Below are 14343 nucleotides of genomic sequence, written 5' to 3' on the forward strand. Positions count from 1 at the left end.
CGACAAAAATCTTTCAACGATTTATCTTTGCCTTGAATCGCCGTCGGAGGAGATAGGGTGGTCAGTGCATCCGCCAGTGACTGCGGCTCAAGGGTTAAAGTATACGGGCGTGCCGTCATGCCTTCGGCGTGTATTAGCCCTTGCGTATCACTGCTGCCCGCTAAGGTGCGCCCTGTGCCACGTTCGGATAAAGTATAAGCCACGCCAATTAATGGTTGTCCTTTATCATCCACCAATTGCAGGTTAATCCAAAATCGGTAGTTGTCACAGATAATGCAAGATTCTGTTTTTTGACTCATGACGGCTCCGTTGTCGAGGGTATCCAGCCCAATTGTTGGGCATAGTCGGTAAACTGGGCGAGGGTGCGTGTGGCGACGTTACCGGCTAATATGGGGGAGATATGCAACCAACCGACCAATCGTTCGTGCAATTGCCCTACAGGGGTGTCGAGCGCCAGTGCGTTATCAGGTTGGTTCTCCCACAATTCACAAGCGAGGTTTTCTGCCATCAGTTGGATGCACGTTTCAGAGTTCTCCCACGCCGTTTGTAAATGCTCACCCAAGGTAAACGGGTGCACTTTCAGCTCGGGTATCAGCGGCGGACGGTCACGGGCGGGCGATATCAGGCAGACAGGTTGTGTGTCAGTATCCAGCATCACTTCATGCACCGGGTTCATCAACACATACCAATCCGCTTCGCGCATGCTGGGTATCAAGATATTGGCGATGCGGCTGTCCATTAAGCGTAATACCACCATTTCGCCATCCAGTTTCACTAATTGACGTTGTTGCCAATGGTGTAACTGCGCGTCCCACGCCATCGGGCTACGGTAAGCCCAGCCCCAACTGGGGTCACTGAAGCCTTTGCGGTCAAGCAGCTGCCCGAGTGGGACGGCGGCGCTCGGTTTCAATTTCACCAACCACGGACTTTGTGCGATTAAATGGGCCAAGGGGGTGCCGTTATACAGCGGAAACGCCTGTTCAATCCAATCGTTGGCAAACAGCACATCCGTCGGGTTGGGCTGCGCCAAGGTATTGAGCAGTAAATACACCGGGTCACGGTGAGGCTCACTCAACCACGTTGTCCAAGGCGTCGGTCTCATGCATTGCCTCCGTTGGGTTTAATCACCCAACTGCCAGTGGCTTGAGCTTGCATCGCACAGTACGGTTTGATGGGGTATGGCGGAGGTGCAAACGGAGCCACCCCGTCAGGGAGCTGAAGATTGACCGCTTGCCCTGAGCCGCCTCCACTGTCACCAATCGCCACATTGCCCGAGGTAAACACGTTGCTCGGGGTGATGCGCACAAAGCTGCCACCGACTTTAAGCGTGATTTCGGTGGCGGCTTCAATCACCACTTTGCCTTGGCTGCTCAGATGGGTTTCTTGTCCGCTTTCACTGACCAATGCACCATCCACTTGCTGATGGTAAGCCCCCAGCACTTGCTGAAAAACATCGCCTTCGGTTAACGCTTTTTGCGTGCCTTTGACATGGAGGTGGTCATCACCCGCAATCTCAGCGTAGCGATGTTGGTCAATGCGCTGTTTGCTGTCCCGCTGAATATGAGTGTGATTATCGTTTTGAATGTGCACATTCATATCACGCTGTGCGTGAAAATAGATTTCTTCGTATCCGGCTTTGTCTTCAAAACGCAATTCATTAAACCCTTCGCCTTTATGAGTACAAGTTTTAAAGGTGGTACGCGTTTTTTCGTTGGGTAAATTTAACGGTGGTTTATTGCGTCCATTGTAGGTGCACCCCGTGACAATCGGCCTATCAATATCCCCATTCAGGTAACTGACTAAAACCTGTTGCCCGACGTGAGGAATACTCATAAACCCATAGCCATTGCCACTCCAGCCGTGTGACACTGGCACCCAGCAGGAGGCGCCGTGGTCGGGCGTGCCGCGTCTATCCCAATGGAAATAGACCACCACTTCCCCTTTGCTGTTGGTATAGATTTCCTCTCCCGGAGGCCCCACAACTGTCGCTAACTCATCACCATCAGCAGTCGGTTTATAACGATACGGCGGTCGCCACTCTTGCGTCTCTGGGATAAACGACACACTGTTGGACAACTGCGTTCCTTCGCCGCCACTGTTGTCGGCAAGGGGTTGTACGCCGTGATGTGATACCCTGACCACCTGCCAACGCTTATTCATACGCTCATTGGGGTGATTGGTTAAAGTAAACATCTTACCGGGGTGCAAGGCAAAACAGTTGGTGCTGGCGTGCCCCATTTGACGGTTATTTTGCGATTGTTCATAACGAATTTGATTGAACGTTTCCCCTTCCGCGTCTTCTTGGAAGCGACCATAACTTTCGAACACTTCGTGTTGGTGGTGCACGTCACCAACGACTTGATGGCTGAGCGGGTGAGAAGGTCGCTGTTGATTGTAATCTTTATCAATACGAATATCGCTGCACAGCTGCTCGGCATAGCGCCATGTAGTAGCAGTACTGTCGGTAGTATCAGTATCGGCTTGCGGGTTATAAGTGAGGGTAATCCCTGCCGTCATTCCTAAATGGCGGCCGCTGTAAAACAGTTTCGGGCCTTCCTCAAACCAAAAGGTAATCCCTTCTTCGGCGGCGAGGCGGCACCAAAAATCATACATCGTTTCACGCTTTTGGGTAATGTACGGGCGTTCAAGGTGCTCTTCGGGATGATAAAACAATTTATCGTGTTTAATGTGCGATTCATTCAGCAAGGTTTCTAATATCTTTGGTACGGTGGTATCTTGGAAAATACGGCTGTCTTGCTTGAGAGTCATCACCCACATTTCTGGGCGTATAACAAATTTATACCATGTTTTCACTCCATCGGTATTCAGATTCTCGGCGCTTGCCAATAAGCCTTGTACCTCACGAATTTTTATCCCATCCCGCTTCACAGTCAAGGAAGAAGCCCCGCCTAATATATCATGGAAATCCACATCAAGTAGGGAGCTGACCGCATGAAGAGTTAAAGTAAATAGTTCTGACAACCCCTCTTGTAGATCAAATTCGGTAACCTGAAAGGTGTCATCGGGAAGCCCATCGATACGACAGTTAAACACCAAACCAGAGTTTAATTCCCCGTTATACCATGCTTTCAAGAAGGAATCTCGCTTCGCGGTACGGCGTTCTTGTTCCGCATAAGCCCTGCCAGCTGGTGTCATTTTGACTGGAGGTGGGTTAGCGGATTTACTTGAGTTTTGAGTGGACATACATGCTCCGTTTGAGGATCATACCGCGCCACAAACTACTATTGATAAAAACCATTCATCGCGAATGAGTCATGGCTAATAGTAGAAAATCACGATTAAACCTCGACAATAACCAGCAATAAGCAACCAGATAAATAAGTTGTTCGATGTATCAATGTATCCAACCGCGATACTTAAATTTAAGTTAAGTATCCTACAAAACGAAACAATTTCGGTAAAGGCGCCAAGATCACATTTTCAGATAATCATTATTAGAGTAATAAATAAAATTAAAATACCAATAAAAAAACAAATATAGGCTTTTATATCGTTTTTTTGAAAATTATTTTCTCATAAACACCCGCTTTTCTGTAAATAGATAACTTACCTCTAGAGCTAATCTTCATTTACAGCTGCTAAAGAGTAAGATAATGTGACATTCGGCTATAATACTGGTCACACCGCTTTAAAAAGCCGTTGTATTTCTTTAATAGGAAAATAGACAACATTATGAACTCTTGGCCTTATCCTAAAATTGTTGCCCATCGTGGTGGTGGCAGACTCGCTCCTGAAAATACACTCGCAGCCATTGATATTGGCGCAAAATATGGACATACCATGATCGAGTTTGATGCCAAACTTTCCCATGATGATCAAATCTTTTTATTACATGATGATACTCTTGAGCGCACCAGTGATGGTCATGGTATTGCAGGGGAATTAAATTGGGAGCAATTATCAAATATCGATGCTGGAAGCTGGTATGGTCCAGAATTCGCCAAAGAGCGGCTGCCTTTACTCTCTGAGGTCGCAAAACGTTGTCAGCAACATGGCATGATGGCAAATATTGAGATCAAACCAACGACAGGCTTGGAAGCTAAAACAGGTCAAATTGTTGCGCTTGCAGCTCGTCAACTGTGGCAAGGACAAACAGCCCCATTGATTTCATCTTTCTCAATTGAAGCACTAATTTCGGCTCAACAATACGCTCCTGAACTACCGAGAGGGTTATTATTAGATGAATGGCGAGATGATTGGCAAACCCTTACAACACAGCTTGATTGTGTCTCCATCCATTTAGATCATACATTATTGGATGAAAAACGCGTAAAACGCTTAAAAGAGGCTGGCTTATACATTTTAGTTTATACCGTTAATGACCCTGCGCGCGCTTCGCGACTTTTAAACTGGGGAGTTGATGCAATTTGTACGGATGCGATTGATATCATTGGCCCCAACTTTGGTGCCTAATTAAATAAATTACATACTGATCTATAGACACCTACTATTTCACTCGCCGCATAATTAAAAAGCATAAAGCCAGCATTGAATCTCACTTCTGGCTTTATGCTTATCACGATGAAGATTGCTATCCCCCGACTCTAATTTGCTTTTAACGATGGAGCTGATTGAAAAATAGTGCAACCGCCTTAGTGATGTTTTTGGGTACCGTGTTTAATTATGACTGATATTAATTTTTAATGCTGCGGCAATTGCGATAGGCGAAAATGTCACGCTCCCCACTAACAATGCAGCTAGAATCGCAAAATAACTCCCCAAAGGCATATTAAAACTATACGCTTCCATTGTTCCCGTTGCATAAATGAGCACAGGAATATACAGCGGCAGCACCAGTAAACTCACGAGTACTCCCCCTTTTTTCAGAGATACCGTTAAAGCAGCCCCTATTGCACCAATAAAGCTCAGGATCGGTGTACCTAGCAACAAAGTACCTGCAAGTACAGAAAGGGTATTCGCGTCAAAAGAGAGCATTAAAGCTGCTATCGGTGAAAGTAAGATTAGCGGCACTCCAGTTACCAGCCAGTGAGCAATCACTTTAGCTAATACCGTTAAAAATAGTGGATGCGGTGCGAGCAACAGTTGTTCTAACGAACCATCCAGATAGTCATCTTTAAAGAGACGTTCGAGCGATAATAAAGAAGAAAGCACCGCGGCTACCCAAAAAATGCCAACAGCGATACGTGCTAATAACTGAGGCTCAGGCCCTATGCTCAATGGAAATAACGTAATAACAATTAAGAAGAACCATAATGGGTTTACCAATTCAGAAAAACTTCTAAATGCTATTTTTAGTTCTCTTTTAATCACTAGCCAAAACATTATTCATATCCGCCCGTCAGTTTTAAGGATCCAAAATGCCCCGACATAGCTTGATGAGAAGTAAAAAGAATGATCCCACCTTGTTCAGCATGCTGATGAAAGCGTTCGGTAAGACGTTTCACGCCTGCGACATCAATAGCAGTAAAAGGCTCATCCAACACCCACAAAGGAGCTTCACTTAACCATAACCTTGCAAGATTCACTCGCCTTTGTTGCCCCGCTGATAACTGACCAACAGGAACATCTTCATAGCCAATGAGTGACACTTCTTCGAGAGCCGACCACAAACTATCCCCGGCAGGATGGCGATGCTGCATCTGATAATAAAACTGTAGGTTCTCATAAGGAGTGAGTAGTGATTTAACGGCAGGCTTGTGCCCTAAGTAAAGTAATTGACGAGTAAAATCTTCTTTTAACTGATGAATCGAATATTGCTCCCACAAAATATCCCCTTCATCTGGTTTTAACAGCCCAGCCACCATACGTAATAAGGTCGTTTTACCCGCACCATTAGGCCCTTCAACTTGTAAAATTTGGCCGGGCAATACGGTGAAATCCAGCTTTTGAAAAAGCATCCTGTTTTGCCGCTGACAACTGATTTGCTCGGCAGTTAACATAGTGTTTTATTCCTGTTATTCGTTTTTCGCCACTTTATTTAACAGAATATCACTAATACTGTCATTTGATATTGTTTCACCGCAAAGCACTTTCATCAAAACTTCGCCCCCTAAAGAAGATAATGAAAACAGCATGTCGGGGTTAAGCAGGCGAATTTTATCTATATTGCTTTCTTGGTTAACCAATACCACCGTTTTTACACCTTCACCAGCAAGTTGTTTTATCCCTAAGAGAACAAAAGTACTTAAGGCGTCGCTATCTGTCATCACTAATACATATTTTGCCTGTTTAACATTCGATTCGGCTAATAGCGCTGTATCTGTAGGGTCACCAGTGACGATATTATCTTTCTCAGGATAATGTGCGCGATGACTTTCTTGGCAGATCACCGCAACTGGCAGTTCGCGATTTTTTAACCCTTCATACATGCTTACCGCCATTGGCGTACTACCAATTACAACATAATGATTTTTCATATAAGAAAACCTCTTGCGAACAATTTCCTTTGTTCCTTTAGCTAACAGCCCTACAACATAAACCACTGATGTTGTAAAAATTGTAATACCAAGAATAATGACCGTAACAGTAAATACCCGAGCATCTGTAGAGACTGGCACTATATCGCCGAAACCGACGGTCGTCATACAAACTAACGCGAAATAAAATGCCGTGGTTCCATCTTTAACGACAGGTAGAAATTCATTACCGATATAGAGTGTGCCAAAAATGGAATAAAGCAATAATGCAATGATACAAGTTATCGCCACAAATCCCGCACTGGTTAAGCTGTGATGATGATAACGCTTCCAAAAAAAGCTCAACGCCAAAAAAAGGACCAGCGAAAAATAACCTTGATGAAGGTTTTCCGTTGCAATTTTTAAATCAACAAACGAAATAATGGCCAGTAAAAGCAGTGAAAACACCCATGCGATTCGGGCACCATTAAGCATGAAAAAAGATAAAAATATCAATGAAATTCCTAACAAAAAACGAGGGATATCAAGCAACTTCATAAAGCCGAGAGATTTAAGCCACTCACTAAACCCATTCGCTCGCCAATCAATATAGTCAGTATAAGCCCCCAATATAGGCTTAATAATCATAAAACCATCAAAAATGATAAGTATTGAGATGATTAAACGGATAAATAAGGATGATTTCAGAAAAGCAATAAACGCGTTATCTGACATTTTTCCTTCACCCTCTGCTCAGATAAGATTACATAAAGTCTATATAACACATGTTGGTCATTGATGTTAGTTAGAATGCCGTTCTTCGGTTGATTTTATTGGTATAACCGACATATCCTTATATCAACTGATACAGTTCCATTTTTATACTTAGGAGAAATAAAATATAAAAAAAGCCTAACTATCAAACTGAAGCTATCTTAATTTGACTTTATTTCCTGTGTAAAATTAAACCAAATATAAACCAAATCTCATCAATTATTAGTTGTTTATTTTATTGAACTTAATTTCTAAGATAATATCTAAAAATCGATTTTTGGCGTTTTTTCTTATTACCTAACATGACTTAAGAATAAGAGTTCAATAAATTATGGTTAATTCTACGCAAGCAAAGAGATTTAGCTGGACAGCTTTACTGTGGTTGCTCATCTATTTCTGGTATTTCTCATCATTGCTCCAAATCTATGTTGTTGTTACAGGACAAAGTAACACCGTCGGATTAAGAGACTCTTTACTGTACAGCACACTCTGGTTAATCCCTGCGCTCTTTTTCCCTAGAAGGATCAAATTAGTTGCCGGCATTATCGGTATCATTCTTTGGCTTTCATCTGTCATTGCACTCGCTTATTTTGTCGTCTATGGGCATCAGATCTCACAAAGCGTCATGTTTGTGATGTTTGAAACAAATACAAATGAAGCAGGTGAATTTTTAAGGCAATACATTAGCTTTAAGGTTATCGCGGTTATATTGATTTATACTTTGGTCGCGATTTTCTTATGGTCACGACTAAAACCAGTGACCATGCCAGTGTCAGCGAGATGTGGTGTCTCTTTGCTCGTGCTAATCATCTTATTTGGCGTGCCTTATTATAATAAAGGAATTAAACAAGATAGGCCGTTCGCCAATGTCATGTCTTATGTGAATAGTAAACTTGCCTATGCTGCGCCTTGGCAATTTGTTAGTGGCTATTTTCTCTATAAAAACCAGTTAGCCAATATGGAAGAACTGATCCGTGATAACAGTAAGATCCCGCCATTAGAAAACTTTATCGATGCTAATGGCAATACGCCGAGAACTTTTGTTTTGGTCATTGGTGAATCAACAAGTCGCGATAGAATGAGCTTATATGGTTATAAACGCCCAACAACACCAGAGCTTGAGCAGCTAAAACAACAGTATCCCGATAATTTGTCTGTATTTAACGATGTCGTGACCTCTCGTCCTTATACAATAGAGGCGCTCCAGCAAATTCTCACGTTTGCCTCTCAAACTGAGCCCGAGTTATTTAATTCGCGCCCTTCAATCATGAATATGATGAAGCAAGCTGGATTTAAAACTTTTTGGATCACAAACCAACAGACAATGACGGAGCGTAATACGCTATTAACCGCTTTTTCTCGACAAACAGATAAACAATATTACTTAAATAACGATATGGCCCAAAGTTCACGTATTTACGATGAAGTTGTGCTAGCCCCGTTTAAAGAAGCTCTGGCCGACCCTGCTGAGAAAAAATTTATTGTTGTTCACCTACTTGGAACCCATATGCGATATGAGTTCCGTTATCCTGAAGATAAAGCCATCTTTAAAGGTAAAGATAGTCTGGTGCCAAGTAACCTCAAAGAGAGCCAAGTCGAAGATTACAATGCTTACGACAACGCACAACACTACAATGATTATATTGTTTCCACATTAATTAAAGATTTTGATTCATCAAAAGAAAATGGCTTTTTAGTCTTTTTCTCTGATCATGGTGAAGATGTCTTTGATACACCTCCTCATGAAACTTTAGGTCGTAGTGAAGGCAAACCAAGTCGTGTGATCTACAATGTTCCATTCCTAGTATGGCAATCTCCTGAATGGTTACAAAGCCATAATTTTAATTTGAACAGTAAAACCGATAGGCCTTATAGCACCATGGATTTTATCTACTCATGGTCTGATCTCGCGGGCTTTAACTACAAAGGCTACACTCCTCAGAAAAGCCTATTTAGTGACGAATACCAACCACAGCCGCGTTACATTGGTGACCCTGAGAATAAATCCTCTTTGATGCTGTATGATGATTTGAAAAAATAATTTGTCAGTAAAGCATCTTAGACCTAAGATGAAGAGCCTTTAGCGGCTCTTCATCTTTTTATTAAGAAACGTGATAGTTACTGAATTTTGCCATCTTGCCGAATAAATTTGACTTCGCCTTGCCAAAACTCAGCAAGAAAAACAGATTCGGGCTTATCGATCCCATGTTTAACCATCTGTTTATTTAACCACTCTTCGTCTTTTTCTATCGATTGCAATTCATTTAGCCTAACAACACCATCTTTCATAATAATCACTGATGGCATATTTGTTGGATCACAAATAACCGTTAATTGCCCATCTGGTTCAATCTGGGCATAATAGATTTCTTGGAATGAATGAACCCCTTGTGCATGAATTCTTGAGGATATATTCAAAATATCAATTTTATTCCCTTTTTCTAATATATTTTCCATAATAAAGTTTCCTTTACTAATAATAGGGATAGGATTGCCGATAGTCACGTTGCGAATAAAGTTAAATTTTTTAGTTAAATAGTTTAGCCCTGATATAAAAAACACACCTATAAAGAGTAAAGTGATGTACTGATATAATGGGATTGTATCGCTATAAATCACACCACCAATAATTCCACCTAACACAAAATTTCCAATAAAATCAATAGGTGTCATCTGTGACAGCTGCGTTTTCCCAGACAAATTCATATGAGTAAGAACAATGGCAAAACCAATGATAAACTTGACTACAACAAGCATATAGTAATAACTCATATAAGACTTCCTTTCGTATACTCACGTTTTTATGAATTTTAGTTAAATAAACCAGCATATTATTTTTTTGCTAATATCCAAGATTAATTATAGCGAAATAATAAAGCTCGTCTTTTTTATTAAGTTAAATATTGATATCAAGCATTAAAATCACTATTTTGCTGATAATGCTACCTTTTTATTTCAGGTAACTTTCAGAGACAACTGATTTTTAATTATTAAAAATATGAGTTATATTTATAACATGCTATTGATAGCAGATCCGTATCCACTTACATCATGCTAAAGGAAATATTTATGAAAAAGAAAATGTTAAGTTCTCTTATTCTAGCAGGTATTATCGCTATGGCGGCAGGTTGTGATGATTCATCAAAGACAGATCAAACGATGAAACAAACTGAAGAAAAAGTGGAGCAATTAAAAGATGCTGGTGAGCAAAAAGCAGCCGAACTTAAGGATAGTGCAGAAGCAAAAGCGAATGACCTTCAAAAACAAGCTTCAGAAAAAGCGGATGAAATTGCAGATAAGGCTAAAGAAGTAAAAGAAGCTAGCGAACAAAAAGCAGCTGAGCTTAAAGAGAACGCCACAGAGAAAGCTAATGAATTGAAAGAAGCTAGCGAGCAAAAAGCGGCTGAGCTTAAAGAAAGCGCTACAGAGAAAGCCGATGAATTAAAAAAGGCTAGCGAGCAAAAAATCTCTGAATTTAAAAATAGTGCCACAGAGAAAGCTAACGAACTTGAAAAACAAGCTTCAGCTAAGGCAGATGAGCTATCTGATAAAGCTAAAGAGCTAAAAGATGCGGCTGATAAAAAATCAGATGAATTAACTGAATCGGCAAAAAATAAGCTATCAGAAACAAATGATAAAATAGCAGAAAAAAGCCAAGAAGTGAAAACAGACTCAATCAATAAAGCAGATGAACTAGCGACTGATGCCAAAAATAAAACTGAAGAATTAAAAGCAGAAAACAAATAACTATCTGTGCTAGATAACTCGGTTTATTCTCAAAGCAGGTCTACGCTGGCCTGCTTTTTTTTATATTTTTATACGGAGAAAGTAAAGCACACAAAACCATGTCCTGTTCCCCCTCAATTCTGGTATAACAATTTAAAACCGAAATAATATAAACACGTTACCTTATAAATTGGAGACAACATGCAAGTGAGATATAGCCTTGGGTATACTGATCCTAAAATCGTTAATCACGCTTTCGCGCTTCGCCAACAAGTTTTTACCCATGAACAAGGCTTTCCTGCTGAAATCGATGTAGATGTATATGATGATGACGCATTACATGTGGTGCTATACCTAGAAAATAGCCCTGTTGCTGTACTACGTTGTATTTTACAAGCCGACAAAGTGATAAAAGTGGGCAGAGTCGCGGTACTTAAACAATATCGAGGCAAAGGCTTTGGACGTAAGTTAATGAAATTTGTTGAGCAGTACGCTATCGAGAACCAATTTCATGCTGTAGGACTATCTGCACAACATACCGCAATCGCCTTTTACGAAACATTAGGCTATCACACACAAGGCGAAATGTATGACGAAGATGGTATGGATCATATCTATATGGTTCTACCGTTAATTTAAGTTCTAACGCCTTGAATTTTCCATATCCCCCCTTATGATCAATAAAGTGATGCTTTTTTGTACGAGGTGATTATGGCAAATGGTTGGGCTAACGAAAATGCGGTTCAAGAACAAATTGATGCCACTCTTGATGACGCTATCGCTAAGGCTCGCAGTCAACTCCATTCAGGCGAAAGTGCTGAATACTGTGTTGAATGTGGTGAGCCTATTCCTCTCGCCCGCCGCAAGGCACTCCCTGGCGTACAGCTCTGTATCACTTGCCAAAATGCCGCCGATCAAAAAAGTGCCACATTTAGTGGTTATAATCGCCGAGGGAGTAAAGATAGTCAGTTACGGTGAATATGCCCTATTCCTAAATAACACCGAAACTCTACCAATATTTATTTCTACCTAAAATCCGAATATTAATGTTAATTTAATTAACCTTTCTAAGCTTTTTATCTAACTTTTTGTTAAATAGTTAAAAAGATAACAACAATGATAGTTAATAATGTGATTTATAAGGCTATATTTTCATGAAAACATAGAGGTTTTTCCTGTTTATTTGAAACTAGTCTCGATATATGGCAATATATCCGCCGGTTTTTTCGCAAATGGAGTAATAACAGCTAAAAAAACATTTGATAGCAACGGCCGCAATAACCGTTTTTATCGCTATCTCTGCAAACTGTTTCATTATTGTTCTTTCTACTGTTTCCCCACTGGGAACCCTTTCGCAATTTCATTGTTTCATTAAGAAGGACAGCGCGTTGCATACCCAACAGATTATTGGTATGTCAAAAATAAAATAAATCAAAGAAGGTTGTTATGAGTCAAAACGATACTGATTCTAAAAAAAATCGCTCAAAAATTAGTCCCCCGGTATTTTATACCTCTGCACTTGTGATTATGGTTATTGTTGGTTTTGCCGCCATCATGCCGGAAGTAGCAGAATCTCATCTAAGTCATCTTCAACAAAACCTATTCAATAATGCTAGCTGGTTCTATATTCTAGCCGTCGCTATCATTCTTTTGAGTGTGACTTATCTGGGACTCTCTCGTTATGGACAGATAAAACTCGGCCCCGATCACGCACAACCTAATTTTAGCTATGTGTCTTGGTTTGCCATGCTGTTTTCCGCAGGTATGGGGATAGGGTTAATGTTCTTTGGTGTTGCAGAGCCTGTAATGCACTACCTCAACCCACCAGTCGGTGATCCGCAAACGGTTGAAGCCGCGAAAGAGGCAATGCGTTTGACCTTCTTCCATTGGGGCTTACACGCTTGGGCGATTTACGCCATTGTGGCGCTGATTTTAGCCTTTTTTAGCTACCGCCATGGGTTACCGCTGACCCTCCGCTCCGCACTGTATCCTATTATTGGTGATCGTATTTATGGCCCTATTGGCCACTTTGTCGATATTTTCGCGGTTGTCGGTACTGTTTTTGGGGTTGCGACATCATTAGGCTTTGGCGTATTGCAGGTTAATGCAGGGATGAATCACCTGTTTGGTCTGCCTGTTAGCCCAACCGTACAAGTTATTCTGATCGTTGTCTTTACTGGCCTTGCGACGCTGTCTGTGGTTTCAGGCCTAGATAAAGGGATCCGCATTCTTTCTGAATTAAACTTAGGTTTAGCCTTTATATTGATGCTGCTGGTGTTGATCTTAGGGCCAACCGTTTTATTACTGAAATCATTTGTTGAAAACACAGGTGGTTATCTATCCGAGATAGTCAACAAAACCTTTAACTTATATGCCTATGAGCCTAAATCCAGTGATTGGTTAGGTGGTTGGACATTACTTTATTGGGGTTGGTGGCTCTCTTGGTCGCCATTTGTTGGGATGTTTATCGCGCGAATTTCACGTGGACGTACTATTCGTGAGTTCGTCACTGGCGTTCTATTTGTTCCTGCTGGCTTTACCTTGATGTGGATGACGTTCTTCGGTAATTCCGCCATTAACCTGATTAAAAACCAAGATGCCGTTAAACTGGCAGAAACAGTGCAATCAGATGTTTCACTCGCCCTGTTTGAATTTTTAACCTACTTCCCTTTCTCTACCGTACTATCATTTTTTGCTATGCTGATGGTGGTCGTCTTCTTTGTCACTTCGGCTGACTCTGGGGCAATGGTTGTTGATACTTTAGCATCGGGTGGTGATTCAAATACCCCAGTTTGGCAGCGTATTTTCTGGGCTGGTTTAATGGGTGTCGTTGCTATCACATTATTACTTGCAGGTGGCTTACAAGCACTACAAACCTTAACTATTGCCAGCGCCTTGCCGTTTGCGATGGTACTATTAGCAGCAATTTATGGCTTATTTAAAGCATTGCGTATTGATGCTTATAAACGTGATAGCCAACAATTAGCCACAATTGCTCCGACAGCGAGCCGCAATCCAATTCCATGGCAACGACGCTTACGTAATATCGCGTATTTCCCAAAACGTAACCAAGTAAAACGTTTTCTCGGTGAGGTTGTTCATCCATCGATGGAAATGGTCTCAGAGGAGCTTGAGAAGCAGAATACGACTTGCCATATCTATAATGATAAAGATGATAGGATTGGCTTCGAGGTCGATTTAGGTGAGGATATGAACTTCCTATACGAAGTTCGCTTGCGCTACTATGTCCAACCTTCTTTTGCCCTTTCTGGCATGGGAACAGAGAGCGATGATGAAAAAAGCGAAGAGCAGAAATATTATCGTGCAGAGGTTCACCTTAAAGAAGGTGGGCAAGACTATGATGTTATGGGCTGGACCAAAGAACAGGTCATCCATGATATTCTCGACCAGTACGAAAAACATATTCACTTCCTACATCTACTAGGTAAGTAAACAACGAAAAGCC

At 41.4% G+C, this 14343-nt stretch carries 12 protein-coding genes and 1 pseudogene; 6 read left to right on the forward strand and 7 right to left on the reverse strand.

What is annotated here, in order from left to right:
• The 3 genes and pseudogenes from PR699_RS08490 to PR699_RS08500 all read right to left on the reverse strand — a co-directional run.
• Positions 1 to 299: pseudogene (locus PR699_RS08490) on the reverse strand (hypothetical protein); the annotation flags it as partial.
• On the reverse strand, positions 296 to 1102 hold the full coding sequence (locus PR699_RS08495) for a DUF4123 domain-containing protein (RefSeq protein ID WP_004927410.1): 807 nt from the start codon (positions 1100 to 1102) through the stop codon (positions 296 to 298). The pseudogene PR699_RS08490 and the gene PR699_RS08495, both read right to left, overlap by 4 nt.
• A complete protein-coding gene (locus tag PR699_RS08500; RefSeq protein ID WP_014656732.1) occupies positions 1099 to 3204 on the reverse strand; it encodes a type VI secretion system Vgr family protein in 2106 nt (701 codons plus the stop codon). The genes PR699_RS08495 and PR699_RS08500 overlap by 4 nt, the downstream gene beginning before the upstream one ends.
• Positions 3205 to 3693: 489 nt before the next feature.
• On the opposite strand from PR699_RS08500, the gene ugpQ reads away from it, so the two are divergent.
• Positions 3694 to 4434, forward strand: coding sequence for a glycerophosphodiester phosphodiesterase (gene ugpQ, locus PR699_RS08505; protein ID WP_004927402.1), 741 nt, complete (start codon positions 3694 to 3696; stop codon positions 4432 to 4434).
• A gap of 204 nt (positions 4435 to 4638) precedes the next feature.
• On the opposite strand, the gene ccmB is transcribed toward ugpQ, so the two are convergent.
• From ccmB to PR699_RS08520, 3 genes are read right to left on the reverse strand one after another with little or no spacing between them, the layout of a single operon-like run.
• The gene (gene ccmB, locus PR699_RS08510; protein ID WP_004927397.1) at positions 4639 to 5304 is read right to left on the reverse strand and encodes a heme exporter protein CcmB; all 666 of its coding nucleotides are present in this window, start codon (positions 5302 to 5304) and stop codon (positions 4639 to 4641) included.
• On the reverse strand, positions 5304 to 5921 hold the full coding sequence (gene ccmA, locus PR699_RS08515) for a cytochrome c biogenesis heme-transporting ATPase CcmA (RefSeq protein WP_014656733.1): 618 nt from the start codon (positions 5919 to 5921) through the stop codon (positions 5304 to 5306). The genes ccmB and ccmA overlap by 1 nt, the downstream gene beginning before the upstream one ends.
• A gap of 15 nt (positions 5922 to 5936) precedes the next feature.
• Entirely contained in the window at positions 5937 to 7112 is a 1176-nt protein-coding gene (locus PR699_RS08520; protein ID WP_004927391.1) for an ion channel, read from the reverse strand.
• Between the two features lie 370 nt (positions 7113 to 7482).
• Here PR699_RS08520 and PR699_RS08525 point away from each other — a divergent pair, with 370 nt between their 5' ends.
• Positions 7483 to 9192 (forward strand): phosphoethanolamine transferase CptA, encoded by a 1710-nt coding sequence (locus PR699_RS08525; RefSeq protein WP_004927389.1) that lies wholly within the window; start codon positions 7483 to 7485, stop codon positions 9190 to 9192.
• A 77-nt stretch (positions 9193 to 9269) separates the two neighbouring features.
• Here the strand turns inward: PR699_RS08525 and PR699_RS08530 are convergent, their stop codons facing one another.
• Positions 9270 to 9923 (reverse strand): DUF421 domain-containing protein, encoded by a 654-nt coding sequence (locus tag PR699_RS08530; protein WP_014656734.1) that lies wholly within the window; start codon positions 9921 to 9923, stop codon positions 9270 to 9272.
• A 297-nt stretch (positions 9924 to 10220) separates the two neighbouring features.
• On the opposite strand from PR699_RS08530, the gene PR699_RS08535 reads away from it, so the two are divergent.
• The 4 genes from PR699_RS08535 (at position 10221) to PR699_RS08550 (ending at position 14330) form a co-directional block, all read left to right on the forward strand.
• Complete coding sequence (locus PR699_RS08535; RefSeq protein WP_014656735.1) at positions 10221 to 10898, forward strand: hypothetical protein; 678 nt, start codon at positions 10221 to 10223, stop codon at positions 10896 to 10898.
• 180 nt (positions 10899 to 11078) lie between these two features.
• Positions 11079 to 11516 (forward strand): GNAT family N-acetyltransferase, encoded by a 438-nt coding sequence (locus PR699_RS08540; RefSeq protein WP_004927383.1) that lies wholly within the window; start codon positions 11079 to 11081, stop codon positions 11514 to 11516.
• Positions 11517 to 11588: 72 nt separating this feature from the next.
• Entirely contained in the window at positions 11589 to 11855 is a 267-nt protein-coding gene (locus PR699_RS08545; RefSeq protein ID WP_004927380.1) for a DksA/TraR family C4-type zinc finger protein, read from the forward strand.
• A 468-nt stretch (positions 11856 to 12323) separates the two neighbouring features.
• Positions 12324 to 14330, forward strand: coding sequence for a choline BCCT transporter BetT (locus PR699_RS08550; RefSeq protein WP_014656736.1), 2007 nt, complete (start codon positions 12324 to 12326; stop codon positions 14328 to 14330).
• Positions 14331 to 14343: the final 13 nt, after the last annotated feature.

It is taken from the genome of Providencia sp. PROV268 (assembly GCF_028477805.1).
GTDB lineage: Bacteria > Pseudomonadota > Gammaproteobacteria > Enterobacterales > Enterobacteriaceae > Providencia > Providencia stuartii.

What these genes read in the sequence shown, in the direction of transcription:
- PR699_RS08495 (WP_004927410.1), bottom strand. Translation starts at nt 1,102, where the DNA reads ATGAGACCGACGCCTTGGACAACGTGGTTGAGTGAGCCTCACCGTGAC.
- PR699_RS08525 (WP_004927389.1), top strand. Translation starts at nt 7,483, where the DNA reads ATGGTTAATTCTACGCAAGCAAAGAGATTTAGCTGGACAGCTTTACTG.
- PR699_RS08550 (WP_014656736.1), top strand. Translation starts at nt 12,324, where the DNA reads ATGAGTCAAAACGATACTGATTCTAAAAAAAATCGCTCAAAAATTAGT.
- PR699_RS08500 (WP_014656732.1), bottom strand. Translation starts at nt 3,204, where the DNA reads ATGTCCACTCAAAACTCAAGTAAATCCGCTAACCCACCTCCAGTCAAA.
- PR699_RS08535 (WP_014656735.1), top strand. Translation starts at nt 10,221, where the DNA reads ATGAAAAAGAAAATGTTAAGTTCTCTTATTCTAGCAGGTATTATCGCT.
- ccmA (WP_014656733.1), bottom strand. Translation starts at nt 5,921, where the DNA reads ATGTTAACTGCCGAGCAAATCAGTTGTCAGCGGCAAAACAGGATGCTT.
- PR699_RS08520 (WP_004927391.1), bottom strand. Translation starts at nt 7,112, where the DNA reads ATGTCAGATAACGCGTTTATTGCTTTTCTGAAATCATCCTTATTTATC.
- ugpQ (WP_004927402.1), top strand. Translation starts at nt 3,694, where the DNA reads ATGAACTCTTGGCCTTATCCTAAAATTGTTGCCCATCGTGGTGGTGGC.
- ccmB (WP_004927397.1), bottom strand. Translation starts at nt 5,304, where the DNA reads ATGTTTTGGCTAGTGATTAAAAGAGAACTAAAAATAGCATTTAGAAGT.
- PR699_RS08540 (WP_004927383.1), top strand. Translation starts at nt 11,079, where the DNA reads ATGCAAGTGAGATATAGCCTTGGGTATACTGATCCTAAAATCGTTAAT.
- PR699_RS08530 (WP_014656734.1), bottom strand. Translation starts at nt 9,923, where the DNA reads ATGAGTTATTACTATATGCTTGTTGTAGTCAAGTTTATCATTGGTTTT.
- PR699_RS08545 (WP_004927380.1), top strand. Translation starts at nt 11,589, where the DNA reads ATGGCAAATGGTTGGGCTAACGAAAATGCGGTTCAAGAACAAATTGAT.